This window comes from Nostoc sp. (genome assembly GCF_036917435.1).
Taxonomy (GTDB): Bacteria; Cyanobacteriota; Cyanobacteriia; order Cyanobacteriales; family Nostocaceae; genus Nostoc.
Genome location: NZ_JBALDM010000006.1, coordinates 1 through 25,323, shown reverse-complemented (window position 1 = coordinate 25,323; position 25,323 = coordinate 1). Strand labels below are relative to the sequence as shown.

General features: G+C 43.3%; 17 protein-coding genes and 1 pseudogene. 8 read left to right on the top strand and 10 right to left on the bottom strand.

All coding sequences use genetic code 11. From position 1 onward, the window contains the following. Nucleotides 1-10: 10 nt before the first annotated feature. The 4 genes from infC to V7K98_RS02220 form a co-directional block, all read right to left on the bottom strand. Nucleotides 11-544, bottom strand: coding sequence for a translation initiation factor IF-3 (gene infC / locus V7K98_RS02235; RefSeq protein WP_335019181.1), 534 nt, complete (start codon nucleotides 542-544; stop codon nucleotides 11-13). Nucleotides 545-1,405: 861 nt separating this feature from the next. Beyond that, complete coding sequence (locus tag V7K98_RS02230; RefSeq protein WP_335019179.1) at nucleotides 1,406-3,787, bottom strand: phosphoketolase family protein; 2,382 nt, start codon at nucleotides 3,785-3,787, stop codon at nucleotides 1,406-1,408. A gap of 189 nt (nucleotides 3,788-3,976) precedes the next feature. Further along, complete coding sequence (gene rimM / locus V7K98_RS02225; RefSeq protein ID WP_335019177.1) at nucleotides 3,977-4,705, bottom strand: ribosome maturation factor RimM; 729 nt, start codon at nucleotides 4,703-4,705, stop codon at nucleotides 3,977-3,979. A 14-nt stretch (nucleotides 4,706-4,719) separates the two neighbouring features. Continuing rightward, nucleotides 4,720-6,003 (bottom strand): valine--pyruvate transaminase, encoded by a 1,284-nt coding sequence (locus tag V7K98_RS02220; RefSeq protein WP_335019175.1) that lies wholly within the window; start codon nucleotides 6,001-6,003, stop codon nucleotides 4,720-4,722. A gap of 291 nt (nucleotides 6,004-6,294) precedes the next feature. On the opposite strand from V7K98_RS02220, the gene V7K98_RS02215 reads away from it, so the two are divergent. Together V7K98_RS02215 and V7K98_RS02210 are read left to right on the top strand one after the other, a co-directional pair. Continuing rightward, on the top strand, nucleotides 6,295-7,404 hold the full coding sequence (locus tag V7K98_RS02215) for an S-(hydroxymethyl)glutathione dehydrogenase/class III alcohol dehydrogenase (RefSeq protein WP_335019173.1): 1,110 nt from the start codon (nucleotides 6,295-6,297) through the stop codon (nucleotides 7,402-7,404). A gap of 260 nt (nucleotides 7,405-7,664) precedes the next feature. After that, the gene (locus V7K98_RS02210) at nucleotides 7,665-8,123 is read left to right on the top strand and encodes a DUF29 domain-containing protein (protein ID WP_335019171.1); all 459 of its coding nucleotides are present in this window, start codon (nucleotides 7,665-7,667) and stop codon (nucleotides 8,121-8,123) included. Between the two features lie 25 nt (nucleotides 8,124-8,148). Here V7K98_RS02210 and V7K98_RS02205 read toward each other — a convergent pair whose 3' ends face one another. Continuing rightward, the gene (locus V7K98_RS02205) at nucleotides 8,149-9,825 is read right to left on the bottom strand and encodes a hybrid sensor histidine kinase/response regulator (protein ID WP_335019169.1); all 1,677 of its coding nucleotides are present in this window, start codon (nucleotides 9,823-9,825) and stop codon (nucleotides 8,149-8,151) included. A gap of 272 nt (nucleotides 9,826-10,097) precedes the next feature. Beyond that, complete coding sequence (locus tag V7K98_RS02200; protein WP_335019166.1) at nucleotides 10,098-12,017, bottom strand: GTPase family protein; 1,920 nt, start codon at nucleotides 12,015-12,017, stop codon at nucleotides 10,098-10,100. A 252-nt stretch (nucleotides 12,018-12,269) separates the two neighbouring features. On the opposite strand from V7K98_RS02200, the gene V7K98_RS02195 reads away from it, so the two are divergent. After that, nucleotides 12,270-12,560, top strand: a complete 291-nt coding sequence (locus tag V7K98_RS02195) for a DUF433 domain-containing protein (RefSeq protein WP_334859110.1) — start codon at nucleotides 12,270-12,272, stop codon at nucleotides 12,558-12,560. After that, nucleotides 12,557-12,943 carry a DUF5615 family PIN-like protein gene (locus tag V7K98_RS02190; RefSeq protein WP_335019164.1) on the top strand — a complete coding sequence of 129 codons (387 nt, stop codon included), beginning with the start codon at nucleotides 12,557-12,559 and terminating at the stop codon, nucleotides 12,941-12,943. The genes V7K98_RS02195 and V7K98_RS02190 overlap by 4 nt, the downstream gene beginning before the upstream one ends. A gap of 168 nt (nucleotides 12,944-13,111) precedes the next feature. Here V7K98_RS02190 and ebsA read toward each other — a convergent pair whose 3' ends face one another. Next, on the bottom strand, nucleotides 13,112-13,486 hold the full coding sequence (gene ebsA / locus V7K98_RS02185) for a type IV pilus biogenesis protein EbsA (protein WP_334855550.1): 375 nt from the start codon (nucleotides 13,484-13,486) through the stop codon (nucleotides 13,112-13,114). 626 nt (nucleotides 13,487-14,112) lie between these two features. On the opposite strand from ebsA, the gene V7K98_RS02180 reads away from it, so the two are divergent. Next, nucleotides 14,113-15,519 (top strand): glycosyltransferase, encoded by a 1,407-nt coding sequence (locus tag V7K98_RS02180; protein WP_335019162.1) that lies wholly within the window; start codon nucleotides 14,113-14,115, stop codon nucleotides 15,517-15,519. Between the two features lie 106 nt (nucleotides 15,520-15,625). On the opposite strand, the gene V7K98_RS02175 is transcribed toward V7K98_RS02180, so the two are convergent. After that, nucleotides 15,626-17,683: a DNA polymerase III subunit gamma/tau gene (locus V7K98_RS02175; RefSeq protein WP_335019160.1), complete on the bottom strand. Its 2,058-nt coding sequence runs from the start codon at nucleotides 17,681-17,683 to the stop codon at nucleotides 15,626-15,628. Nucleotides 17,684-18,111: 428 nt separating this feature from the next. Here V7K98_RS02175 and V7K98_RS02170 point away from each other — a divergent pair, with 428 nt between their 5' ends. Then, complete coding sequence (locus tag V7K98_RS02170) at nucleotides 18,112-18,798, top strand: hypothetical protein (protein ID WP_442940386.1); 687 nt, start codon at nucleotides 18,112-18,114, stop codon at nucleotides 18,796-18,798. Between the two features lie 171 nt (nucleotides 18,799-18,969). Continuing rightward, a complete protein-coding gene (locus tag V7K98_RS02165) occupies nucleotides 18,970-22,851 on the top strand; it encodes a CHAT domain-containing protein (protein ID WP_335019156.1) in 3,882 nt (1,293 codons plus the stop codon). Between the two features lie 79 nt (nucleotides 22,852-22,930). Here V7K98_RS02165 and recR read toward each other — a convergent pair whose 3' ends face one another. Further along, on the bottom strand, nucleotides 22,931-23,497 hold the full coding sequence (gene recR, locus V7K98_RS02160) for a recombination mediator RecR (protein ID WP_335019337.1): 567 nt from the start codon (nucleotides 23,495-23,497) through the stop codon (nucleotides 22,931-22,933). A 710-nt stretch (nucleotides 23,498-24,207) separates the two neighbouring features. On the opposite strand from recR, the gene V7K98_RS02155 reads away from it, so the two are divergent. Beyond that, nucleotides 24,208-25,101, top strand: a complete 894-nt coding sequence (locus V7K98_RS02155; protein WP_335019154.1) for an SHOCT domain-containing protein — start codon at nucleotides 24,208-24,210, stop codon at nucleotides 25,099-25,101. 128 nt (nucleotides 25,102-25,229) lie between these two features. Here V7K98_RS02155 and V7K98_RS02150 read toward each other — a convergent pair. Further along, nucleotides 25,230-25,323: pseudogene (locus V7K98_RS02150) on the bottom strand (photosystem II protein D1); the annotation flags it as partial.

The following is a 25,323-nucleotide window of genomic DNA, read 5'->3' as shown; positions in this document are numbered from 1 at the left end:
AGTTAGAGGATTATTTTTTGGGCGAGATGAGCATCATCAAGTTTCGCCCTTCTTTTTTAGGCACTTGTTGAAGCTCACCAAAAGGCTCCAAATCTGTTGCCATTCGCTTGAGCAAATCTTCTGCTAGGTCGCTGTGTTGAATTTCTCGACCCCGGAACATCACAGTTGCTTTGACTTTATCGCCATCTTTCAAAAAGCGCTCTGCTTGCTTAACACGCACGTTGTAGTCGTGTTCTTCTATTTTGTAGCGCATCTTAACTTCTTTGACATCAGCTGTATGTTGCTTTTTCCGGGCTTCCCGCGCCTTTTTCTCCTGCTCAAACTTGTATTTCCCGTAGTCCATAATCCGACAAACTGGCGGATCAGCTTTGTCACTTATAAGCAGCAAATCTAACTCTTTCTCTTCTGCTAGTTGTAGTGCTTCCTGTGGGGGCATAATTCCCAGTTGGGCACCATCTGTATCAATGACCCGAATTTTCGGGAAGCGAATTCTTTCGTTAATTTGGGGCAGATCGCGAGTTCTTTTCTTCTCAATCACAGCCATTATGATTTGTGGGATATCTTAATGAAGGATTTGGTGTGTGGTCTTGATTGCTATGCCTTCAGAGGCAAAATACGGAAGTAACTCAGGACTGAAAACATAGTCTACAGTTCTAGAATAGCTAATCTATAAAATAGTTGCGTCCTTAGTATTTTTCATTTTACTAACTCTGAGATAATTTCTCTGCAATAGTTAATCTAAATTACACAACCTAGACTCATGTTAAATATTATTACAATTATTTAGTAATAATTTTTGCGATCGCATTGAGCAAAATCACATCTCCAGAATATTAAGCTCATAGATGCAGAATATCTAGCAAAATCAATGTAACATATTGCTTTACATTATGTAAGTTTAATAGTGTTTATAGTCCAATACGCTTTGGTTAAGGTTAGAAGTCTTTGTAAAAGTCATTTTTTTAACGTTCGAGCGTGCCGGAGGCATCACCACAGAGGTGCAGAGAAGACAGAAGAAAGAGAAAGAAAAGTTTTCTTAAGCCAAGGGTATTACTTTATAGTCCACAAGCGCTTGATAAATCTACTTTTATCGAACAGAATTCAGGAGTCAGGAGTCAGAATTCAGTTGGGTATTCTGTACGACTGGTGGATGAATAATTGGGTTTAAAACCCCTACTGAACTACCGTTCAGTAGCTCAAAATCCTGCGCCGGTCTCTCTTACAAAGTTGCTCCTCTTGGGGAGACCCCAAGACCGCACTTTGCGCTGAATCCCCGACTGATTTATTCTGACTCCTGTACGCGAATAGCGGGGCGTTCAGCCCATTCTGACTTCTGAATTCTTCTTCAATAAAGAGAGAAGCAGAGAGGATAGTTTCCCCTCTGCCTCTTTCCCCTTATCTCCTGTTAATAAGGCCACTTCCAGTCACGAATTTCTGGCATATCGTCGCCGTACTTCTGGATGTAGTGCTTGTGTTCGATTAGCTTATCTTGCAGTTCTTGTTTGACATAAGCTGCCCTATATCCTAACTTTGGTACACGAGCGATTACGTCCATTGCTAGGTGAAAGCGATCCAAATCGTTAAGCACAACCATATCAAAGGGAGTGGTAGTGGTTCCTTCTTCTTTATAGCCACGCACATGCAAGTTATGGTGGTTTGTCTGGCGATAAGTTAGGCGATGAATCAGCCAAGGATAGCCATGAAAGGCAAAGATAATCGGTTTGTCTGTGGTGAAAATTGTCTCAAAGTCTTTTTCACTCAAACCGTGGGGATGTTCGCTTTTTGGTTGTAGTGTCATCAAATCGACTACGTTCACTACCCGCACTTTTAAGTCAGGGAAGTTCTGGCGCAGAATATCCACAGCCGCGAGGGTTTCTAAGGTGGGGATATCCCCAGCACAACCCATTACTACATCTGGTTCGCCACCTTGGTCGTTGCTTGCCCATTCCCAAATGCCGATACCTTTGGTGCAGTGCTTGATAGCAGCATCCATGTCAAGATATTGCAATGCTGGTTGCTTTCCGGCAACGATGACGTTGACATAGTTGCGGCTTCTTAAACAATGGTCAGTTACTGATAGCAAAGTGTTGGCATCGGGGGGCAAATATACCCGAACGATCTCTGCTTTCTTATTGATTACATGGTCGATAAAACCGGGATCTTGGTGGGAAAAGCCGTTATGGTCTTGCCGCCAAACGTGGGAGGTGAGTAGGTAATTGAGGGAAGCAATCGGTCTACGCCAGGGAATATGTTTGGTCGTTTTTAACCATTTGGCGTGCTGATTGAACATCGAGTCAATGATGTGGATAAATGCCTCGTAGCAAGAAAATAACCCGTGTCGCCCTGTGAGGAGATACCCTTCTAACCATCCTTGACAATTAGTTTCGCTGAGAATTTCCATTACCCGACCGTCGGGGGAAAGGTGATCATCTTCCGGGAGTATTTGGGCTACCCAATCCCGGTTTGTTACTTCCAACACAGCGCCCAAGCGGTTTGATACTGTTTCGTCGGGGCCAACGATGCGGAAATTGCGGGTTTCTTGGTTAAGTTGCATGATATCCCGGAGGAATTTGCCTGCAACTTGAGTAGCTTCAGCGATCGCCTGACCTGGTTTGAGAACAGCTACAGCATAGTCTTGAAAGTCGGGCATCTTCAGGTCGCGCAGCAAAATGCCGCCGTTGGCGTGGGGATTGTCACCCATGCGTCGATGACCTTTGGGAGCCAGTTCTGCTAATTCTGGAATCAGTTTACCGTTGCTGTCGAAGAGTTCTTCTGGTTGGTAACTCTTCATCCAATCTTCTAGGAGTTTCAGGTGTTCTGGCTGTTTGGCGATATTGCCAAAGGGGACTTGGTGCGATCGCCAAGAACCCTCAGTTTTTTTGCCATCTACTTCTTTGGGCCCTGTCCAACCTTTGGGGGTTTTCAAGACAATCATTGGCCACTGGGGACGTTCAGTGAAACCATGTACACGGGCTTCTCTTTGGATGCTTTGAATTTGCGCGATCGCTATATCCAGAGTCGCCGCCATCTGCTGGTGGACATCTGCGGGATCGTCACCTTCGACAAAGTAGGGCTTGTAGCCGTAGCCCACAAATAAGCTTTCTAATTCTTCATGACTAATCCGTGCAAGTACTGTTGGATTAGCAATTTTATACCCATTCAGGTGTAGAATCGGCAATACAGCCCCATCATGCACGGGGTTAAGAAACTTGTTGGAATGCCAGCTAGTTGCTAAAGCACCCGTTTCAGCTTCGCCGTCACCCACAACAGCAGCAACGATCAAGTCAGGGTTATCAAAGGCTGCACCAAAAGCATGGACGAGGGCATAACCTAATTCCCCACCTTCGTGGATCGAACCAGGAGTTTCTGGTGCAACGTGGCTAGGAATACCACCAGGAAAAGAGAATTGTTTGAAGAGTTTCTGGATTCCTTCAGCATCCTGGGAGATGTTATGATAATACTCGGTGTAAGTGCCTTCTAGGTAGGTGTTGGCTACCAGTCCAGGGCCTCCATGACCAGGCCCAGCAATATAAATGGTGTTTAAGTCATATTTTTTGATGACCCGATTCAGGTGAACATAGATCAAATTCAGCCCTGGTGTTGTTCCCCAATGACCCAAAAGCCGGGGTTTGACGTGTTCCAGCTTTAGCGGTTCTCTGAGTAGCGGATTATCCAGTAAATATATCTGGCCAACGGAAAGATAGTTAGCTGCACGCCAGTAGGCGTTTATCTGACGTAATTCTTCATCTGTTAAAGGCTTTGTCTGTGGAGTTGTTGCTAATGTCATTATCGACACTCCATTACAAAAAGGATTTTGATGGGTTCATCAGTAAGCAAGTATACTTTTTTTCCAGATAATGGCCATCTAACCAATGAGGAATATTTGCAGCGTTTGTGACTAAATTTTTGTCTTTCAGTACAGAATGGAAAGCGATCGCTACCTCTCATTTTCTCAGATTCATTCGTGGGGTAATAATTACGAATTATTAATTTCCAACAACCCAGGCGGCGGCGTAATTTCAATGCGATTAGATTTTAAGTCTACGACTGGTGCGATCGCTTCTACAAATGGAATCAAAACAGTCTTTTGTTTTTTGTCATTTGTCATTTGTCCTTCGTCAGTGGTAAAAGACGGGTGCAACTTGACTTCTAACAAGTCATTGCCGGCGGCGATGATATCTACCACCGTACCAACGAGTTCGCCTGACGCTTGCATGAAGACTTCTACGCCAATCAAATCGAGGACATGATATTCACCTTTGCCTAATTGGGGGCGATCGCTAACTGGTACCATTAACTTACAACCGCGCAACGCCTCGGCCTGATCGCAATTTTCCACGCCAGCTAATTTGATTACATACAAATTTTTGTTACTAATATAACGTCCTGTCAATAATTCTATTGGTTGCGGTTCTGTGCCATCTAAACGCAACAACCAACGTTTTCCCGGCACCTCAAATCTTTCGGGGAAGTCAGATACAGGATAAACCTTTAATTCTCCAGACAATCCTTGAGGGGAAACAATCTTACCAATTTCTAGCCAATCGTCGAGATTGGGGGCTGGGGATTGCGGATTGGGAACTAGGGACTGGGGACTAGGGATTGGGGACTGGGGACTGGACTTTTTTGATCCTCTTCCTCTTCTGCTTTTCTGCGCCTCTGTGCCTTTGCTCTCTATCTCTTTGTTGGCTTCTTCGTGTTTCATATATACTTTCCCTATTAGGCAGTCACCGCCGCACTTTTATAAACTTCTTCAGCAACTTTTGCTAAACGTTGCATAGCAGTGGCTATCTCTTCATCTGTACCTGTGAGACTGACGCGGAAACATTGGTGCTTGTGCGCCCATTCTTCCTCTAAACCAGGAAAGAAGCTACTTCCAGGGACAATAATCACACCTACTTGCTTTAATTGCTGGTAAAATTCCCAGTCAGTGATGGGTAAATCTTCTAACCACAACCAAGCAAAAATTGCTCCTTCACCGCGATGGAGAAACCAAGGTAAATCCTTGGGCATTGCTTGTTCTAAGCTGGTTTCTAAAACGGCAAACTTATTCTGGTAAAAGGGACGGATGACAGTGTGAGAAATTTCTACTAAGGCTCCAGAATTAATTGCAAAAGCTGCGATCGCTTGGCCGTAACGTGAAGAATGGAGACTCATATTTGCCTGGAAACACTCCAGTACTTCAATCCATTTTTCATCCCCAACGGCAATACCAATTCGTTCTCCTGGTAATCCCGCTTTCGATAAACTCATGCAGTGTAAGATATTCTCACCAAACACTGGTGTCATTTCAGTAAAGTTCAACGCTGGGAAGGGAGGCGCATAAGCCGAATCAATTAACACGGGCAAATTATAAGGTGCAGCCAAAGCAGCAATCTTTTTTACTTCATCATCAGTGAGGACATTACCAGTAGGATTACAGGGGCGTGAGAAGAGAACACAACCCGTATTTTCTGTAATCGTAAGTTTACTGAAGTCGGGACGATATTTAAATCTATGGGCGGCTGCATCGATATCGAGAGTTGGTTTGTAGGCAGTTAAGGCTTTTGGAACTAAGCAAACACCGCCGTAACCTGTGTAATCAGGGCTGAGGGGTAAAACTATTTGTTTTAACTCGCCGCTAGGAGTGTAGCCACCGAAGGTATTTGCAGCGTAGAAGTAGAGGGTTTGACTACCGGGGGTGATGAGGATATTGCGATCGCTTAAGTTTAACCCGTAGCGTTTGTTAAAATCATTAGCGATCGCTTCAATTAATGGTGCATAACCCTGACTTGAGCCGTACCGACAAACTACCTCACCATATTCTGGACTAGCTAAAAGCTGTGCGGTACAATCTCGCCATAACTGCTCTACTTCTGGCAAAATCAACGGATTACCAGCACTCAAATTAATAAACTGCTGCCCTGTGCCCCCTCGTAAAGTCTCGATAATATCCTTCATGATTGCTCTTACGCCAGTCAGGTTAGACATTTGAGCGCCAATTTGAGTTAGGGCAGGGTTCATAAGCTGTAACAAAATAATGTATTAATCTAGGGGTGGACAAATTATTTGGGGGTTGCTGCTGACATCAAGTTTACATCGTTGCCAAAACAGCTGTTACCACCTTTAACTAATCTAGCTAGAGAATGATATTTTAACAGAGTAAGATTTATCCTTATAGCGGCGATCATCTGTCCTTAAGTAAATAAGATGAAGTGATACAAAAGTGTATCATGCGCTCAATTATGTTCAAGTGAAATAATCCTCGTGTTTCAGCACTAGGGAGAATGTCAAATAAAATATAGGAGGCTGACGTTGCAAGTTAAAGCAGCAGTAGCTTACGGCGCAGGTAAGCCATTAACGATTGAAACTGTTCAACTGTCGGGGCCACAAGCCGGTGAAGTATTAGTTGAGATGAAAGCCAGTGGAGTTTGCCATACCGATGCTTTTACCCTATCTGGTGACGATCCTGAAGGTTTGTTTCCGGCAATTTTGGGACATGAAGGTGCTGGCGTGGTAGTGGAAGTAGGCGCTGGTGTCACGAGTCTGAAACCAGGGGATCATGTGATTCCCCTATACACTCCCGAATGCCGCCAGTGCGAATATTGTCTCAGCTTCAAAACGAATCTTTGTCAAGCCATTCGCCTCACTCAAGCACGCGGTGTCATGCCCAATGGCACTAGCCGCTTTAGTATCGATGGGCAGATGATTCATCATTATATGGGTACATCCACTTTTGCCAACTATACGGTGCTGCCGGAAATCGCCCTGGCAAAAATTCGGGAAGATGCCCCATTTGAAAAGGTTTGTTACATTGGCTGTGGCGTGACTACTGGTATTGGTGCAGTTATCAATACTGCCAAGGTGGAACCGGGAGCAAATGTCATAGTTTTCGGCTTGGGTGGTATTGGTTTAAATGTCATCCAAGGGGCGCGGATGGTAGGGGCGAATATGATTGTTGGGGTAGATATTAATCCCAGCAAACGCGCTTTGGCAGAAAAGTTTGGCATGACGCACTTTGTTAATCCCAAAGAAGTAGAGGGCGATTTAGTTCCTTATCTGGTTGATTTAACAAAAGGCGGTGCTGATTACAGTTTTGAATGTATCGGTAATGTCAAAATTATGCGTCAAGCATTAGAATGCTGCCATAAGGGTTGGGGCGTTAGTGTGGTTATTGGTGTTGCTGGTGCTGGACAGGAAATCAGTACTCGTCCTTTTCAATTAGTAACTGGGCGCGTTTGGAAAGGTTCAGCATTCGGTGGCGCTAGAGGGCGTACAGATGTGCCAAAAATTGTTGATTGGTATATGGAAGGTAAGATAAATATTGATGATTTGATTACTCATATTATGCCCATTGAGCAAATTAATCATGCTTTTGAATTGATGCACAAAGGTGAATCAATTCGGAGTGTAGTGACTTTTTAATTCGTAATTCGTAATTCGTAATTAAAAAGACTTTTTACTTAATGCTTATGCAGATAGTCTTGTTTCAAATAAGCTTTAAATCTTTATCTGAAACATAATTATGAATTATAGATTTTTCAATTACAGCAGATTGCAACAGGCGTGAGGTATAGATCATCGTAGGGGCACAACATGTTGTGCCCCTACCCGTGTACTTCATTTACCTGCAATACGCTGTATGTAGACTAGACGCTACAGAGCTAAAAAACGGCAAAAAACTGATGCAAAATTTCTATGAAGCAGACTTCTATAGTTGGACTCAAGAACAGGCTAACCTTCTGCGTCATCAGCAATGGAATCAACTTGATCTACCCAATTTAATTGAGGAAATCGAATCTTTGGGAAGAAAGGAACGCCAAGAATTGAGAAATCGTCTTAGTATATTAATTGGACATTTGTTTAAATGGGAATATCAACCAGAACAACGGAGTCGTAGTTGGTTAGCAACAATTAGAGTACAACGACGGGAAATTATCAAGTTGTTGAGCGAGAATCCTAGTCTCAAACCTTATTTTGAAGAGGCACTTCAGGATTCATATCAAAACGCTAGGGATTTAGCTTCGGGAGAAACAAATCTGCCAGTCTCAACTTTTCCTAATGAATGTTTATATCCTTTTGAGGAAATTCTGAGCGATCGCTTTTATCCGGGTGAGGCTGCGACAGATGATTTAATGGGATAAAAGCGATGTCTATGACTGTGTACGCTTACAACGCACTCACCAGAAAGTATCGATCAATTTCTGCCGTCAGCATTTCAAAGTCCACAGGTTTGATCAAGTGGCATTTAAAACCAGACTTCAGCGCAAGCTCCTTTTCCTCCTGGCCACTGTAGCCAGTAAGCGCAATCAAAATTGAGTGAGTAAATTTGGAGTCTTTACTCAGTTCTTGTGCTACGGCGAATCCATCCATTTCAGGAAGTCCGATGTCACAAATAATTACATGAGGCTCAAGTTCTCTTGCCGTTTGTAACCCTAAAATTCCATTATTGGCAATGGAAACTTCATGCCCCAAATACTCAAGCACTGCTTTTAATGTTGTAGCTGAATCGTCATTATCTTCAATGACTAAAATCTTCAACGATTTGTTAGCCGCTTCTATAATCTCCAGGTTGTTATCCAAGGTTGTCATCTCTTCACATGCAGGGAGAGTTACTTTAAATTCTGCTCCCAAATTGATCCCTCTACTTGAGGCTTCAACATTGCCACCATGAAGTTCTACAAGACTTTTTACTACCGAGAGTCCTAAACCTAGTCCGCCCCTGGAACGATCTAAACTGCGATCGGCCTGGGTAAATGGTTCAAAGAGTTCTGGTAAGATTGTCGGTTCTATCCCTATACCTGAGTCTCTTACAGATAAGTCCGCTACACTACCTAAGCCATTTTCACCGCGAAGAAATGACAGAGAAATCCAGATCGTCCCATCTGGGTTTGAAAATTTTAAGGCGTTATCAAGAAGATTTCCAAAGATTTGAAAGAACCGCGTCGGGTCAACATAAGCCCACAGAGGTGTGTTTGGCAGGTCTTGTACTATATTAAGGTTCGATCCCTTGATTGCTTGTGCATGGTCATTAAGACTCTGGCGAACCAATTCCACCAGATTAACTTTCTCAAGGTTTAATGAAATCTTCCCATAAGTGATGGACGATACATCAAGTAACTCATCGATTAATTTCGAGAGGTGCTTAATCTGGTGTTGCATCTTTAAAACTGTTTCTCCGACTGCACCAGTCTCGCCTAGCTTTAACTTGAGTAGCTGAACCCCGTTCGAGATGGGGGCGACGGGATTCCTCAACTCGTGAGCTAGCATCGCAATAAATTTGTCTTTCAGCGCGTTTTGGTTCGTAAGTTTCTGGAAAAGTTGAACGTTTGCGATCGCCACTGCTGTAATGTCGGTTAAAATTTCAAGCAGTTCTATTTCTTCAGGTGTGGCTAGGTGTGGTGTACTCCAGTAGGCTCCGATGGCACCCAATGGATCGGCAATCCGTATCGGAACCATCACTAGACTCTTGACAAAAGTTACTTTATATGCATCAAGAGGAATTCTTGCATCCTGGTAAATGTCCTCAATTACGGCTGCTTGTTTATTGAGCATTGCCCAACCGGAGATGCAAGACTTAAGCGGAAAACGCATACCTTTCCAAAGCGGCCCGATGGCGTTTTCATCAACATAGTGGCAACATTCACCATCCCGCAATACAAAAGTTACTCCATCAGCATTGGTCAGATCCCTCGCAGCCAAACGCACAATCTCAATAATTTCCTCAATAGTCCTTACACAAGCCAAATCTTTCACGACCACAAGTAGCCGATTATAAGACGAGATGCTATAGCTCTGATGTGAATTCTGTTCTTGAGAGATGGAGCTTTGTAATATATTTTTCATAAATAACTCCGCAAAAAAGGGATGTCTATGCAAAAACTTAGGTAAGGCGGGTAGGTTCAGCAGACACTTACTGTTAATCGTAATCTTAAGTTTAATGTTAACAGTACGAAATGTTACTGCATTTATTATGTCCTCTTTATGGGTATAAATATTCTTGCACTTACTAAGTAAATATTTTTAACTATCCGTAGAGGCGAATGCAAATTGTGGAATTTGGAGTCATTGATTATTGGTACTAATGACCAATGACCAATGACCAATGACGAATAAAATTATTTTGCAACTGATAGATAATATTCAAATCGCGCCCGGAGTTGTTCAACCGTTAGATTTTGAGTCCAGTACTCTACTAGGGAGTGACCAAATGCCCAGGCGTTGCGATCGGGTGAAGTAGAATTTTCTAGCAGTAGCGGCCAGAGGGATAGCAATTCAAAGTTGAGCGGGTTAGTGTTAGCTGTATTCAAGAGCGAGAAAAGATCGTAAGCCATTTGGAGTTTGCCAATTACAATCGGCAACTGTTCCACGGGAATTTGCTCTGCCAGCATATATGCTAGGGCTGGCGATCCGGTTGATATGGTAGAAACAAACTGGAGGACGGGACTTTTGAGCAATGACGTTAGTCCCTGTGTTGTCGCCATCTGGAAGGTGTAGTGGTCGATGATTTTGGCTGCGGCAACGGTACGGGCTTCAAGGTTACGCAAAAAACGGGCGAGACGGAGTTGCTTGCTAGGCGCGATCGCATCTACTAATCCCAATGATAGCGCCTCTACTCCCCAAGGAACTCGACTTGTTTTCCTGTCACCTGTAACCACGGGTACAACTAGATTACAGAAGTTTCCCAGCAATTTTGCACGATACTCAGTAGCTTCTCGAATGGCAATTTCTTTGGGGCGATTACCCCATTCCCAATCATAAGGCGGTTGCCATTCGCGGATGGGACGCAAACGGTCTACTTGAGTGACGATCGCTATTGCTGGTAAATCTGCAACTTCTGCTTTGATGTCTTGCAAAAAGTCTACATCCATTTGCAAGGCAGGATCGAGGGCAGGGGTAACTAATAGCAGCAAATCTGCATCAATAGCATAATCAAGCACCAAATTTCGGAGATCGGCACGGTTGACTTGTTCGTAACCAGGTCTATCCAAAAGCGTCAAACTTTCCCCGTTTTGAGTCTGCCATTGATAATTTTGAATGCGATCGGTACTGGGTAAAACATCAACGGCTGCTAAATCTGCCTGAAATAGGGTGTTAATCAGGCTACTTTTTCCTGAACCGGTGCGCCCTACCAGCAGAATATTTACAGGTTTTTGCTCAACGGCTTCGGGTGGTTGAGCTTGAGTCAAGATTTCTCGGAGTGTTTGGGTTTTGGCTTTGGGTAAACTCGCTGTGGATACTACAGTTGCTGAAACTGGTAATGTACTGCGTCCGTAGAGTGCGATCGCTTGCCGACATAAATTTCTCAGGGCAGCTTCTCGGAATAACTGGCTCAAATTTCCTAATAATTGCTGAGTTGCCTGGTTACTAGAACCCTGACTGGCTTGTTTTGCCACCGCCGCCACCGGATTTAATACCCACTGTGCCCAGCTCCAAGCTTTCCAGAATTTTCGAGCCGATGGTTCCAACTTCCGATAGACTTCGTATCCTTGGTATGCTTGCCCAACCGTCACCTGATTGAGGACGGGAGATAATTTTTGCATCCACTGATCCATATCATCCACCGTTCCGCGAATCAGCCCGTAAGCTTGGGGGACGTAAATGTTCAGTAGAGGATATTGAATTTGAGGATTGTAAATATGAGCGATCGCTACTACCAAATCTTGGCATCGGTTCCAAAAAGTTGGCCAGTCTTCCCAAATTGGGCGATCGCTTTGTGCCGCTTGCAGAATCTCTTGGAGTGCGCTTTCTGCAAGCTTTGTGACATCACTTCCTACTGGTGCTGTTACTATATCCTCTGCTGTCGATTCGAGTTGTTCTTGAACCTGGGCTAATACAGCTTCCACTTGCTTAACAGCAGGTTGAGTCCATTTTACGAGTAGCCAACGCCAACCAACAAATAAAAGGGTGAATACAGCCCAAATCCAACTAATACCCCAAGCGTGAATTTGTGAACCTGCGGATACCAGTAAGAAAATAATGATAAACGCGATCGGGATTGCTAAGACGACCCACTGCCACGGTTTTAATCGCACCATTGCCCCATACCTGCTTTGAAATGTTGGGAAATTCGAGTTTTTGCAAAAATTACTCTTATAAAAAGTTTATCGTCTTCAATGTAAGCAGGATATTTGATTTTCTTGGATTAGTGCTAGACTCCTAATTATTAGGGATAAATGTTTTATTTTGCTGTGGGCAGCTGAATAAATAAATGGACATTTATATTTCTAGATTAGAAGAAGTTTTAAATTGCTCACTTGCTTATAGAACCAAAATTTAGTAACCAAGCTATGCAAACCATTACCGACATTGGCACGCTAATTGTCAGCACACCCGGAACCTGTGGTGGTCGCCCTCGGATTGTGGGACATCGAATTACGGTACACAACATTGCGATCGACTTCAACGCAGGTATGAAACCGGAAGAGATAGTTGTCCAAAGACCACAGCTAATGTTGGCACAAGTTTATGCAGCGCTAGCTTACTACTATGCTAACCAGGAAGTAATTGACACGGAGATTGCCGCAGAAATTAAAGAATACGATCGTTTGGAAGCTGAATACACGGCGAAGAGACAGTGAGCCAAATTCGTTTGTATTTAGATGAGGACAGCTTTGAAAAGTCCCTAATCAAAGCTTTCTGTAATGCAAACTTGGATGTTGTCACAGTCGCCGATGTGAGCAGGCAGAGCTATTCTGATGATGAGCAGCTAATTTGGGCAACAGAGCAAGGGCGTGCCATCTATAGCTACAACCGAAGAGACTTCTGCTACTTGCATAACGAGTTTTTAGCCACAGAGAGAAATCATGCTGGCATTATCTTGTTGCAGCAACAACGCTATTCGGTAGGGCAACAGTTACAAGGGTTTGCTATGTTGACTGAGCCTGATCTAACTATTGCTGATGCAAAGTTCTTTTTACTTTCATGTACGTCTTTCATAAATTATCTGAAATCGAAGATTTAGAGTGCGATCGCTTTTTCATCGTATTTTGGATATGAGGAGCGATTATGTTCGACACGCTCCGCGATCGCAAGTAAGAATAAGAGAGCAATATTCTTCTTTTCTGATGTCGGCATCAGAATAAACAATTTTAAATCCAGGCCGAACTTGTAAAAGTCCGGCTGATTTTAATCAATCGTCTATACGCAATAACTTGCGGTAAAACGGTTGTGAAAAATCGGTTAGGCGATGACGTTTATAGTTGTCCATAACTTCAATTAAAAAATTAATAAACTCGAAACTAGCCATCATCAGTTCGTAACTCAGGTCTGCGTTACCATCAAACTGAATTCGGCAACGGGTTAAGTCTGAGGGTAAAGTAGCAACATTCCAGGAGGCGACGAAGGGTATATGTTCACTAGCTTCTATCTTTCGGTGTCCTTCCAAGACCCCTTTTTGATAAAGACTGATGGCATAGGGTAAGAAATTGCGCTTAGTACCCTGGACGTAAGGTAAGTAAACACTGGCTTGTTGCTGAGTAGCAGGCTGGAGTTGCTCAATAGACATTGTTAAATATTCCTCAAGTTAGTTGGCAACTAGGGATATTAGTGGATGTTAGTAGTGTTCCCAAAAGATGTGTCTAAAGCACACAGTAGAAAGAGGGAGTAGGAAGCAGGAATAAAATTCCTCTACTCTGCACCCTTCCCTCTGCCTCTTTTACCCAATGCCCCATAAATGAAGTTACTGCTAAGAAATATTAAAATTTCGGTTACAATAAGGCTGCATTAACTTTGCTCGAAGCTGGGCGCAATAACATAATATGAAAAATCCCCACTATAAAGTTGTGGATGTTATTATTGCTATTTCTCCCAACAAAAAGCTCCTGCTACCTTGGTATCACTTTACATAAACCGGAGTTCTCATTGAAGAAAGTTCTACTCTACAAGCTTCCTGCCCAAGTGGTTATCAAAGGAATCAAGCCTCTGTCTAAGAGTTGGAAACGTGGTTAAGCTAAGTAGTTACCCAGAGTGGAAGTAGGAATAAAAGTAGTCCCAGCAGCTTTTGGCTTAGGGATAGCGGGTATTGCAGTTTGCCCATTCCGATTAATATCGGGAAAAGTAGCTTAGGGATATTTGTCCGTAAAATTACTAACTGTAGACAAATACTGGTTTTTGAATCAAGCAACCTAACCTATGCCAGCGAATTCCTGGCCCGAAGAAGATTCTTATCAAGAGCTTGATCCGCTCAACTCCTTGTTGTCTGACCTATCAGTAGATGAGGAGTCAGTGTTAGAGACAGATCCTATGTCTCTACCATCCCGGTTTCAAGGTCGTAGACGTAAGGCAGCTTTAGTCTTGACCGTTGTCTGGAGTGGGACGATCGCTCTACATTTAGTTTCTTGGGCTTCTATATTTATTCTAGGACTGACCACCATTCTAGGATTTCATGCTTTGGTGGTAGTGTTTACTAAATCCCGTCGCTATCCAAAAGAAATACAGGGAGATTTGCCCTTTGTATCTGTGCTAGTAGCTGCGAAAAATGAGGAGGCAGTAATTGCTAAATTAGTCAAAAATCTTTGTAATCTGGAATATCCAGGTGGGCAATATGAAGTATGGATTATTGACGATAATAGCAGCGATCGCACGCCAAATTTGTTAGCAGAACTAGAGCAGAAACACGACCAACTGAAAGTACTCAGGCGTTCAGCAGAAGCTAGTGGCGGCAAATCAGGGGCGTTGAATCAGGTGTTGCCTCTGACAAAGGGCGATATTATAGCAGTATTTGATGCTGATGCCCAAGTTGCACCAGATATGCTGCAACAAGTAATACCTTTATTTCAAAGAGAAAAAGTAGGGGCGGTGCAGGTGCGAAAAGCGATTGCCAACGCCAAAGAAAACTTTTTGACTAAGGGGCAAATGGCCGAAATGGCCCTTGATACCTGGTTTCAGCAACAGCGTACTGCCCTTGGTGGTATTGGCGAACTGCGGGGCAATGGTCAATTTGTCCGGCGTTCAGCCTTGGAAAGCTGCGGTGGCTGGAATGAGGAAACCATTACCGATGATTTGGATTTGACAATCCGCTTACATTTGGATAAATGGGATATTGAGTGTGTTTTCCATCCAGCAGTGCAAGAAGAAGGTGTGACAAGTGCGATCGCACTCTGGCATCAGCGCAGCCGGTGGGCAGAAGGCGGTTATCAACGCTATCTGGATTACTGGGATTTAATTCTCAAAAACCGTATGGGATGGCGCAAAAGCTGGGATTTGCTGATTTTTATGCTGATTATGTATATCTTACCCACAGCAGCAGTCCCAGATTTATTAATGGCGATCGCGCGTCATCGTCCACCAATGTTAAGTCCCATTACAGGTTTGTCCGTTACCATGTCGATGGTGGGAATGTATACAGGTCTAAGGCGCATCCGTCAAGATCCGAAATTCTCACTTTCTACATATTTACTGATGCTAGTGCAAACTATGCGTGGCAGTTTATATATGTTGCACTGGCTAGTCGTAATGAGCAGTACTACTGCCCGCATGTCGGTAAGGCCAAAGCGCCTAAAATGGGTGAAAACTTTGCATACTGGGAATGGGGGATAGGGCATGGGGCATGGGGGATGGGGAGATGATGGAGTAGAAGAGTAGAACGGTAGAGAAGAACTTTCTCAGGTCTTTCCCCAATTCCCAATGCCCAATGCCCAATTTTTTATTCATCATCAACTTCTGATTCTTCTACCCATTCAGGTGTAGTTATGGAATCAGAGAATTCTGTTGAATCCTCTGTGAAACGGATAATTTGTCCGTTGAAGAATTCTGCTAGACGTTGAGCCGCGATCGCTACTTCATCAACTTCCCAATCAGTTGCAGGTGTTCGCTGTGGCGATGGAGGCAAAGTTTGCGCTCCATTTCTATTTGCTCCATTTCCATTTGCCCCATTTCCATTTGTCCCATTTCCATTTCTTGCAATCGGCTCAGTTTTCAGTGGTGCTGGTGGTGGCGTTGCTGGCTGTGGTACTGGCGCTGGAGGCGAAATTTGCTGGTTGTAAGTCGGAGTAGCTGGTTGCTGAACGCGACTAGAGTCTTTTGGGGGAGGATTTTTTTTAGCTGAAGTAGAGTTTGAAGAAATTCCTTTTTCTATATTGATCTGGATTTCACGCTGGAAAGTCTGCTGGAAAGCCGCCGTAATCATAGGTAGATAAGATTTACCCTTGTCATACCACGCCTGTCTGATCGCAATTCGAGCTACAACACCGTCGAACTCTATAAGTTGGCTCATTTGGCGGAGCATTTCTTGCCTTGATTTTGGCTGGAGGTTAGCAAGCACCTGTTGCCAAACCTGAGTTAAATCATATTGTGCTTCTCCAACAACTTCTGAAGTTACTGGTTCAATGTTTGCAGGTGAGACTGGTAAAGCTACAGGTTCTGGGGTTGGTAGTGAAACTGAGTTAGCAGCAGAATTATGATTTTTTTGCGGTTCAACTACTGGAGATGAAGCAACGGGATGATTTTGAGCAGTCGCTACATGATGGTTTGTAGAATTATGATTTTTTTGCGGTTCAGCTATCGGTAAAGAAGAGACTGCATGATTTTGGGGAACTGCTGGAGGATAGCTAGGAGACACAGCCGGTGAGGTAACTCGCGGCGCGACAGTTGGGGCTTGTGGTTGAATATTCGTCGCACTGGGTAACAATCCTAGTAATGTTACCTCTAACCACAAACGCGGCTGAGTGGTATTTTTAATTTGTACTTCAGCTTTTCGCAGGTGTTCCTGTCCTGCTAAAATCACGCTCATATCGAAGTATCGGGCAAACTCAACCAGCGCTGCCCAGGTTTGCTGAGTACAAGCAACCAAATCCTGGCGGTTGGGTGCAGTTTTGGCAATGAGTAAATCGCGGTAGAAGGCGGCGAGATTTTGGAGGAGAGTTAGGGGTTCTCGACCACGATCTAAAGTTTTGTGGGTACTGTCTAGAACTGCTTCTGGTTTATCTTGAGCGATCGCATTTAAAAGCCCCAGCAAGTCCTGTTCGCTTACTGTCCCCACCAAATCCCAAACTCTATCCGGTGTTACTTCACCCTCCAACAAACCCAATTGGTCGAGTAAACTTTCGGCATCCCGTAACCCTCCCTGAGAAAGTTGGGCTACCAGGGTTACAGCGTCGGGTGAAATATGAATGCTTTCATAAGATGCGATCGCACTTAAATGCTTAACCATCGCTTCTAATTGAATGCGTCTAAAATCAAATCTTTGACAGCGCGAAATAATTGTTGGTAACACCCTTTGCGGATCTGTTGTCGCCAACACAAAAACTACGTGTCTCGGTGGTTCTTCTAGGGTCTTAAGTAGCGCATTGAATGCCTGGGTACTGAGCATGTGGCATTCATCGATTACATAAACCTTGTAACGACACTGCACAGGAGCAAACTGGGCTTTTTCAATCAACTCGCGGATATTATCGACACCAGTGTTACTAGCGGCATCGATTTCAATTACATCTAAGGCGTAACCCTTGGTGATTCCCTGACAAACATCACACACGCCGCAGGGTTCAGCAGTGGGGCGATCGCTTTTGAGACAATTGAGAGATTTCGCCAGAATCCGCGCACTAGAAGTTTTCCCCGTACCTCTTGGCCCAGTAAATAAATAGGCGGGGGCGATTTTGGATGTACCGATCGCATTCGTGAGGGTGGTAGCGATCGCCTCTTGTCCCACCAGTTCAGCAAAACTTTTGGGGCGATATTTGTGGTGCAGGGGTTCGTAAGACATGGAAAAATAGACTTCAATGCCTTTCAACGTGAATTAGTAGCACCGAGTCGAGTTTAGAATTCAATTATTTTAAACTCTCGTACCTGCTTTGTTTATCGATATTGCCATAGCGCTTACACTCAACTAATGCCGTCAATTTTGGCACTCAGGAAAGCAAGCAACCAGATCATATTCTTAACTATGATTCCAACATCAACGTATCGGAATTATAGCATAGCATTTAGTACATTTGTTCTAGATAAGGGAGAGACGCGATGAATCGCTTCTGTACAGGAATTCTAATAATTATTCCCCCATGCCCAATGTCCCATGCCCCATGCCCAATCCCCAATGCCCAAGAGAAAAATACGTTTTATTGACTGAACTAACGCTATAGTCCAGTGCGATCGCTACAATTTTAGGATAGGCAAAATTCGATGGTGCAGCAGATGCTCAAGCGGCTATTTCAATGGCTCAAAAAGCTTTTTCAGAGCTTGTTCGGTGGAAAACAGAATGTCTCAAAATCTAGAGGGAATATCCCAAAAGAACCAGCACCACCCCTAAGCGATACCGATCTGGAATTTCTCTTCACCGAGCTATTGCAAGGAGTACATCAAGCACGAGGGGAAGCCTGGGCGCAAAAGTGGCTGTATAATATTGAACATCGGATTACAACTCAAGACTGGGTTGAGTGGTTAGGGCGTTTTGGCGAAAAATTACTAGCATCACCTACACCCAATAATGAAATAGCTGCGCGGTTAGTACAACTAGGTGAGTTGAACATCGGAGAAGTCGGAGATGTTGCCTATAGTATGGGGATGCAGCTGTTGACACGCAATCAAGGCGAACCAATTTGGGAATATGAAGGGCCAGATGGCATTAGCACGATTTTACCCTCTGAGCCAAGCGCCCCGATATCAGAGTCAGTAGATGTGCTAGAGAACGCCCCAGAGGGAGAATACCAAACTGTCACCCTAGAAGAGTTGTTGGTGATGTTGCAGGACGATGAAAACTTACGCCAGCAAATTGCTGAACAGCTTTCGGTTGAGACAGATGATCCACAAGTGCTTGTCCAGGCATTGATCAATCAATTATATCCTGCTGGTCAATCGACTACAGAGCAAGCAGAAAATTAGTCGAATCGGGGAATTGTAACGTTGTAATGCTTTAGTCTTGAATGTTTGTATATTTTTTGCTAACCTGCGACGGAAGCGCCGTCACAATCTAATGGATTTTTACGTAATTGATGATTTTTTTAACACAACGATGGCTACAATCTAGAAAAACAAAATCCAATAGTGTGGCAGATGCTCAGGCGGATATCGCAGTCGCTTAAAAGGTTTTTAAAGCGCCTCATTGAAAGTAAGCAGGGTAGTTCTCTCAAGGGTGCGAGAGGGCGCAATCTGGTGGGTGTACTACCAGAACTAACCAATGCCGATCTAGAACAATTGTTTATCCAATTGTTAGAAGGCGTGCATCAAGCACGAGGAAGACAGTGGGCATTGAGGTATCTGCAACGGGTCGAAAATCGGATTCCGGCTGAACGCTGGATAGATTGGTTGGTGATGTTTGGCGAAAGCTTGCTAGCTTCACCTACACCGAATCCTCTTTTAGCAGCCCAGATGGTGCAATTGGGGGAACTTGGTGTTGGCAGAATTGGAGATGTTGCTTATGACATTGGCATCCGAATCATGCAAAACTCACCTACACAGATAGAGTATGAGGAAAATTATCCCGAAGAGGACTTAGAAATCACTCCTGAAGAATATGGGGTAGAAATCACTCCTGGGGAAGAACTGATCCACAACTTAGGTGAGCAGTTATGGGAATATGATGAGCCAGATGTCATAGAAACCACTCCTGGGCAAGAACTGATCCGCAATTTAGGGGAGCAGTTATGGGAGTATGATGAGCCAGATGTTGTAGAAATCGCAACTGATGAAGAAATTATCCCAATTTTGCCTGAGCAAGAGCTAATTCGTAGCTTAGATGAGCAGTTATGGGAATATGACGCGCCAGATGTTGAGCCAATGGCGTCAGCACCTGAAAATACCTCTTTTGAGGAAAGATTCACCGAGAATTTAGAGGAACTGGTGTTGGAGTATGAAAGCGAAGAAGCCCAAACCACAATACTCGAAAATCTCCCTCTCCCGGCAAAGCAAGATTCAATCACCTTGTTAACGCAACTAAGGTTCGATGATGAAGAAGTTCTTCAAAATCCAACAGGAGCAAATCTCCTTTCTACTAGGCAAAGAAGTGAATTAACAACTTCTCCCTCTGTGGAAACCTGGGATAACGCTTTGACAAATTTAGAGCCAAATGTGGCTAATGCATTAGATGAGTTGTGGGTGAGATTGGATCAGAGTACCAATTTAGTCCAGCAACTTGCTTCTAACTTGGCAGTTCAAAGCAGTAATTCTCCTGGTATTATTGAGCGACATGGCGATAATCCGATTACCCACGCTCAAGGGTGGTTTTACCAAGGTCTTCAGCAAGCAAAAACAGGGGATTTGTTAGGCGCGATCGCATCTTACGATCAAGCTATCGAACTTCAACCTGAATTCTCAGAGTATTGGTTTAATCGAGGCTTGACGCTGTTCCATTTAGAACGTTTTGAAGAAGCGATCGCATCTTACGAAACCGCCATAGAATTAAAACCCGACTTCTACAAGGCTTGGTATAACCGGGGCGGAACTCTCGGAGAATTAGGATATTTTGAAGAAGCGATCGCATCTTTTGACAAAGCCATAGAAGTTAAGCCAGACTACCAAGAAGCATGGTCTAGCAAAGGTTTGGCACTGCTGAAATTAGGTTGGCTACCCGAAGCGATTGCTAGTTATGACCAAGCCCTGTATTTGGAACCAGAAGACCAGGAAAACTGGTATCACCGAGGGATAGCCCTAGCTGTAGGCGAACAATTTGCAGAGGCGATTATATCCTACGATAAAGCCCTAGAAATTAACCCTGAATATCACGAAGTTTGGATAGATCGGGGTGTAGTGCTGTTTAATTTAGGAAGGTGGTCAGAAGCGATCGCTTCCTGGGATAAAGCACTGTCAGTTCAAGCCGACTTCTACTTAGCTTGGTACAACCGAGGTATAGCGTTAGACAACTTAGGTCGTCGCCAAGAAGCGATCGCATCCTATCGGCAAGCGATCGCTATTAAACCCGACTTCCACCTAGCTTGGTATAATCAGGCCGTAGCGCTGTTTTATTTAGAACAATTTGCCGAAGCGATCGCTTGTTATGACAACGCTTTGGAAATTAAACAAGATTATTGGGAAGCTTGGATTGGTCGGGGAACTGCGATCGGTCATTTAGTAGATTCTGACGCATTGCTGAATTTATCGAGTAGTATTACAGCGATAAATCCCGACTTACAACAGGTTGGCTACGAAGGAAAATTAGCCAGCTACGAAGAAGGGTTAAAGCATCTGCGGACAGATACCCACCCAGAAGGCTGGGGGAGATTGCATTTGGCGATCGCTAATACTTACTACGAACAAGGTAAAAAACATCCCAATCCCCGCGATTATTGGCGCAAAGCAGCATCTGAATACCATCAAGCGCTGTTAACTCTGACACTAGAATATTTTCCCCAGTTCCACTTAGAGGTTTTACAATCTCTAAGCAAAGTCTTGATGGGTTTGGGACAAACAACACAAGTCCAAGAATTGCTGCAACGCGGTACAGATTTATTGCGACAATTGCTGAGTGAAGAAACTCGCTCAGACGAAAGTAAAAAACAGCTAGCTTTAAAATTTGCAGGCTTCGATCAATTGGCAGTTGATTTAGCAGTAGAATCTGGTGATTTAGTAGAAGCTTGGGAAATTGCCGAACAAGGCAAAAATGCTTGTTTAAACAGGCTGCTTTCTGGCTGGAATGATAATATCTACTCGCCCCATTATAGTGCAATTCAAGAACTATTCAATCCCACAACAGCAATTATTTACTGGCATATTAGCCCAGTAGCCTTACATACTTTCATTCTCAAAGACCAAGCGCCATCGCCGATTCTCCTGTTTACACCCATGCAAGATACCGGGGGAATACCTTTAGGAGAAGACGCTATCCGTCTCAATGAATTACCTTTACCCGAAGCAGTACAACGCCTAATTGAATTTGAAACTTGGCTAGAAGATTGGCATCAACAATACCAAAAATATCGCACCATAACCCAAGACAAAGAAAGTAAAAACCAGCATTCTTGGCGAGTTGATATGGAACAGAAGCTGGTGCAGTTGTATGGCATCTTGAATATTTCCACAATTGCCCAGGAACTCGAAGGCATCACCCAACTAGTTTTAATTCCTCACCGCGACTTGTATAGATTGCCCATTCATACGCTTTTCCATCTCTCTTCCCCATCTCAGGAAGAGTTACCGAATGTGGAGTCAAATTTTACCGTTACCTATCTACCTAGTGCCCAAACAGGTTTATCAATCAGAACTAAAGATATTTGGCAGTGGCAAAATCAGTTATTGCTCAGTGTTGAACATCCTGAAAGTGCAGGTTATCCTACACTAAAATTTGCTAAACTTGAGTCTGAAGTTGTTAGCCAGATGTTCCATAATATCCAGCGAATTCAGGGAGCAGAAGTTACAAAAAATATTGTCGAAAATGCCTTGTCTGATAATTATAATATCTTTCATTTTACGGGTCATGTCACTAATAATTTGGCTGAACCCAAAAAATCAGAATTAGCATTATCAGGCGAAGATAAGCTTACTCTAGATGAAATTTGTCAACAAAATCTATCAAATTACAACCTTATTACTCTCTCTGCCTGTGAAAATTTAAGTACTGGCAACCACATTATCAACAGCGAATATGTAAGTTTAGCTAGTGGTTTAATGAGTCAGGGCGTTCCTCATATAGTAAGTACTCTCTGGAGTGTAGAATCTTCAGCTAGTGCTTTGGTAATGATAGAGTTTTACCGAAGATTACAGCCTAATAAATCAGCAGTTACTGCCTTAGCAGAAGCAACACTATGGCTGAAAGAACTAACGGCTGGAGAACTGACAAAATGGTATGAAGATATCTTGAATAATCTTCATCCTGAAGAATTACGAATTCAAACTTATTTAGCTACACAACTATATAGAAATAGTAAGATGGCATCAGATAAAAATCTTTATAATCATCCTTACTACTGGGCAGCATTTACGATTACAGGTAAACCGAATTAATCATTTGAGGTAGGGGCAATTGATGAATTGCCCCTACCTCAAAATTTTTACTTTTAGTTTATAAACCTTTGAATTAAGTCTAATCTAATTCCCTACGTCCTTCCAATGCCCTTGCCAAAGTTATTTCATCAGCATATTCTAAATCACCACCTACAGGTAAACCAAAAGCAATTCGTGTAACCTTGGTGAATGGTTTCAGTAGCTGACCGATATATAGTGTTGTTGTCTCTCCTTCTACACTTGGACTAATTGCTAGAATTACTTCCTGGGGTTTTTGCTGACTTACTCGCCGTTGCAAAGCCAATATAGTTAACTGTTCTGGGCCAATTCCATCAATTGGAGAAATCACCCCACCCAAAACGTGATATTTGCCTTTATACTCGCGGGTTTTTTCCAGCGCAATTACATCGCGGGGATCTGCTACGACACAAATAGTTTTGTTGTCCCGGTTGGCATTGCGGCAGATTTCACAAACAGGTTCAGCAGATAAATGAAAGCAAACAGAACACAAACCGATCTGTTTTTTTGCTTCAATTAAAGCTTGTGCTAAAGCTTCTACTTCTGCTTCTGGACGCTTTAAAATATGCAAAGCCAGTCGTTGGGCAGATTTAGGGCCAACTCCCGGCAGGCGTTGTAATTGCTCAATTAACCGTGCTAAAGGGCGTGCGTAAACCGTTGTCTTATCTCCAGAATGTTTTTACCTTAACTATGATGACATTCTTACAGAATTTTGGAGTAGTCATTTAATTTATTAGAAGTCAAACAGGCTCTACACACCCCGTCTGCTAGGCAGGGCCGTTTCATTCTCTAAAAGGCTCTGATTTACAAGCGTTTCAAGCAAAAAAGTCAGGTGACTAAAAAATCTGATTGGGCAAGAAAATCGCGTAGGCGTAGCCCGTCGTAGACATCGCACTGAAATTTAGTCGTTGAGGTGGTAGCTTTTCGATGACCAAATCAAGCAAGTTTCTGACTCATACTCTTGACAAAATATCTAAGAGATCGAATGAAACAGCCCTGCGTCTGCTAGGTTCTAAAACATGGGTATAAACAATCGATAACCTCAACTGGTAGACCTGAACTGCTTCTAGGAATTGATCTAAACCCCATTAATACGCAAAACTAGACGCTGTAGGGGCAATTTATGAAGTGCCCCTACTGAAAAATCAGGGTTTCCGCTATTATTTGCGTAAGTCTTGATTAAGTATCTCTCTGTGAAGCTTCTCAGTCTTTTCGCTTTATAGTGTAACTACAGAAAATCACTTCATAAAAGTTCGTGCAGTTTATATATAGGGAATCATAAGCAAGACAGCCTGAAAAATCTCTGGCTACATAGTAAGCATTGAGAAGAGACATACTATGACTAAGAAGACCTATCAAGATAAAGACCGTGATCTAGATGCCTTGTTGAGAGATATTGAAACGTGGTTTAGTGGACAAGGCTATCAAATACAAACTAATAAAACAGACGGAACTTGGTTCTTGCAAGCTGCAAAAACTGAGATGTGGCGAAAAGCAATTGGTGCATCTAGAGCATTCAACGTTCTGATTCAAGGACAACCGAAAGATTTTTCTGTGGAACTCAGCACTGGAGAATGGGCATCGAATTTGACTGCTGGCGGTGTTGCAGCAGTCTTGACAGGTGGTGCTACTTTGCTTGTTAGTGGTCTTGCCGCAGGCTGGTCGAAGAAGATTGAGAGTGATTTGTGGAATTTTATCGACCAGAAGGTTATGTTTGGCGAAAAAGCTAAGTCTGTTCAAGAATTAGTTGTTCTGAAGACTCAAAACACGTTAGAAGAGAAACTTAAGCAGCTTAGAGATGCCTATGATCAGGGTTTCATTGATGAGATTGCGTACAATGCCAAAAAGCTAGAAATTGAAGGTCAAGTGCGGGTTACTCAGCAAAATGCCGGGACTGAAGAAAAGCTGGTAAAACTCAAGAGCTTGCTCAATGCAGGAATTTTGAGTCAAGGTGAATTTGAGATGAAGAAGGCTGAATTGATGCGAGAGTCTTCTAATTCGGAATTGGATGCCCAGATTTCTAAGCTCAATGCTGCTTTGGCTGCCGAAATTATTACACAAGAGGAGTATGAGAGCAAGAAAGCAGCGATTCAGAGAGAATCTCAACTTGCGGGTAAAATCAAGCAGCTTCAGAATGCTAGAGATGCTGGAATAATTACTGGTGAAGAGTTTGAGAATAAAAAGCTAACTCTGCAATTGAGTCCGACTTACAAAGATCATGTGACCAGTTAATTATAGGTTTCATAGGTTTCAATAATTAAAATAGCCTAATATATCTTCAAATAAAAAAGCGCCCCCTATTAACAGAGGGCGCTTTTTTTAATTGTAGAGACGCTATGAATAACGCCTTAAGATTATGATTAACCGTTGATAGCAGGAGCGGTTAGAGCTACAGGAGCAAAATCACCAGCAGCCAAATCTAGAGGGAAGTTGTGAGCATTGCGCTCGTGCATT

Coding starts and splice junctions, on each gene's coding strand:
- infC (WP_335019181.1), bottom strand. CDS start 544: ATGGCTGTGATTGAGAAGAAAAGAACTCGCGATCTGCCCCAAATTAAC.
- V7K98_RS02230 (WP_335019179.1), bottom strand. CDS start 3,787: ATGACATTAGCAACAACTCCACAGACAAAGCCTTTAACAGATGAAGAA.
- rimM (WP_335019177.1), bottom strand. CDS start 4,705: ATGAAACACGAAGAAGCCAACAAAGAGATAGAGAGCAAAGGCACAGAG.
- V7K98_RS02220 (WP_335019175.1), bottom strand. CDS start 6,003: ATGAACCCTGCCCTAACTCAAATTGGCGCTCAAATGTCTAACCTGACT.
- V7K98_RS02210 (WP_335019171.1), top strand. CDS start 7,665: ATGCAAAATTTCTATGAAGCAGACTTCTATAGTTGGACTCAAGAACAG.
- V7K98_RS02205 (WP_335019169.1), bottom strand. CDS start 9,825: ATGAAAAATATATTACAAAGCTCCATCTCTCAAGAACAGAATTCACAT.
- V7K98_RS02200 (WP_335019166.1), bottom strand. CDS start 12,017: ATGGTGCGATTAAAACCGTGGCAGTGGGTCGTCTTAGCAATCCCGATC.
- V7K98_RS02195 (WP_334859110.1), top strand. CDS start 12,270: ATGCAAACCATTACCGACATTGGCACGCTAATTGTCAGCACACCCGGA.
- ebsA (WP_334855550.1), bottom strand. CDS start 13,486: ATGTCTATTGAGCAACTCCAGCCTGCTACTCAGCAACAAGCCAGTGTT.
- V7K98_RS02180 (WP_335019162.1), top strand. CDS start 14,113: ATGCCAGCGAATTCCTGGCCCGAAGAAGATTCTTATCAAGAGCTTGAT.
- V7K98_RS02175 (WP_335019160.1), bottom strand. CDS start 17,683: ATGTCTTACGAACCCCTGCACCACAAATATCGCCCCAAAAGTTTTGCT.
- V7K98_RS02170 (WP_442940386.1), top strand. CDS start 18,112: ATGCTCAAGCGGCTATTTCAATGGCTCAAAAAGCTTTTTCAGAGCTTG.
- V7K98_RS02165 (WP_335019156.1), top strand. CDS start 18,970: ATGCTCAGGCGGATATCGCAGTCGCTTAAAAGGTTTTTAAAGCGCCTC.
- V7K98_RS02155 (WP_335019154.1), top strand. CDS start 24,208: ATGACTAAGAAGACCTATCAAGATAAAGACCGTGATCTAGATGCCTTG.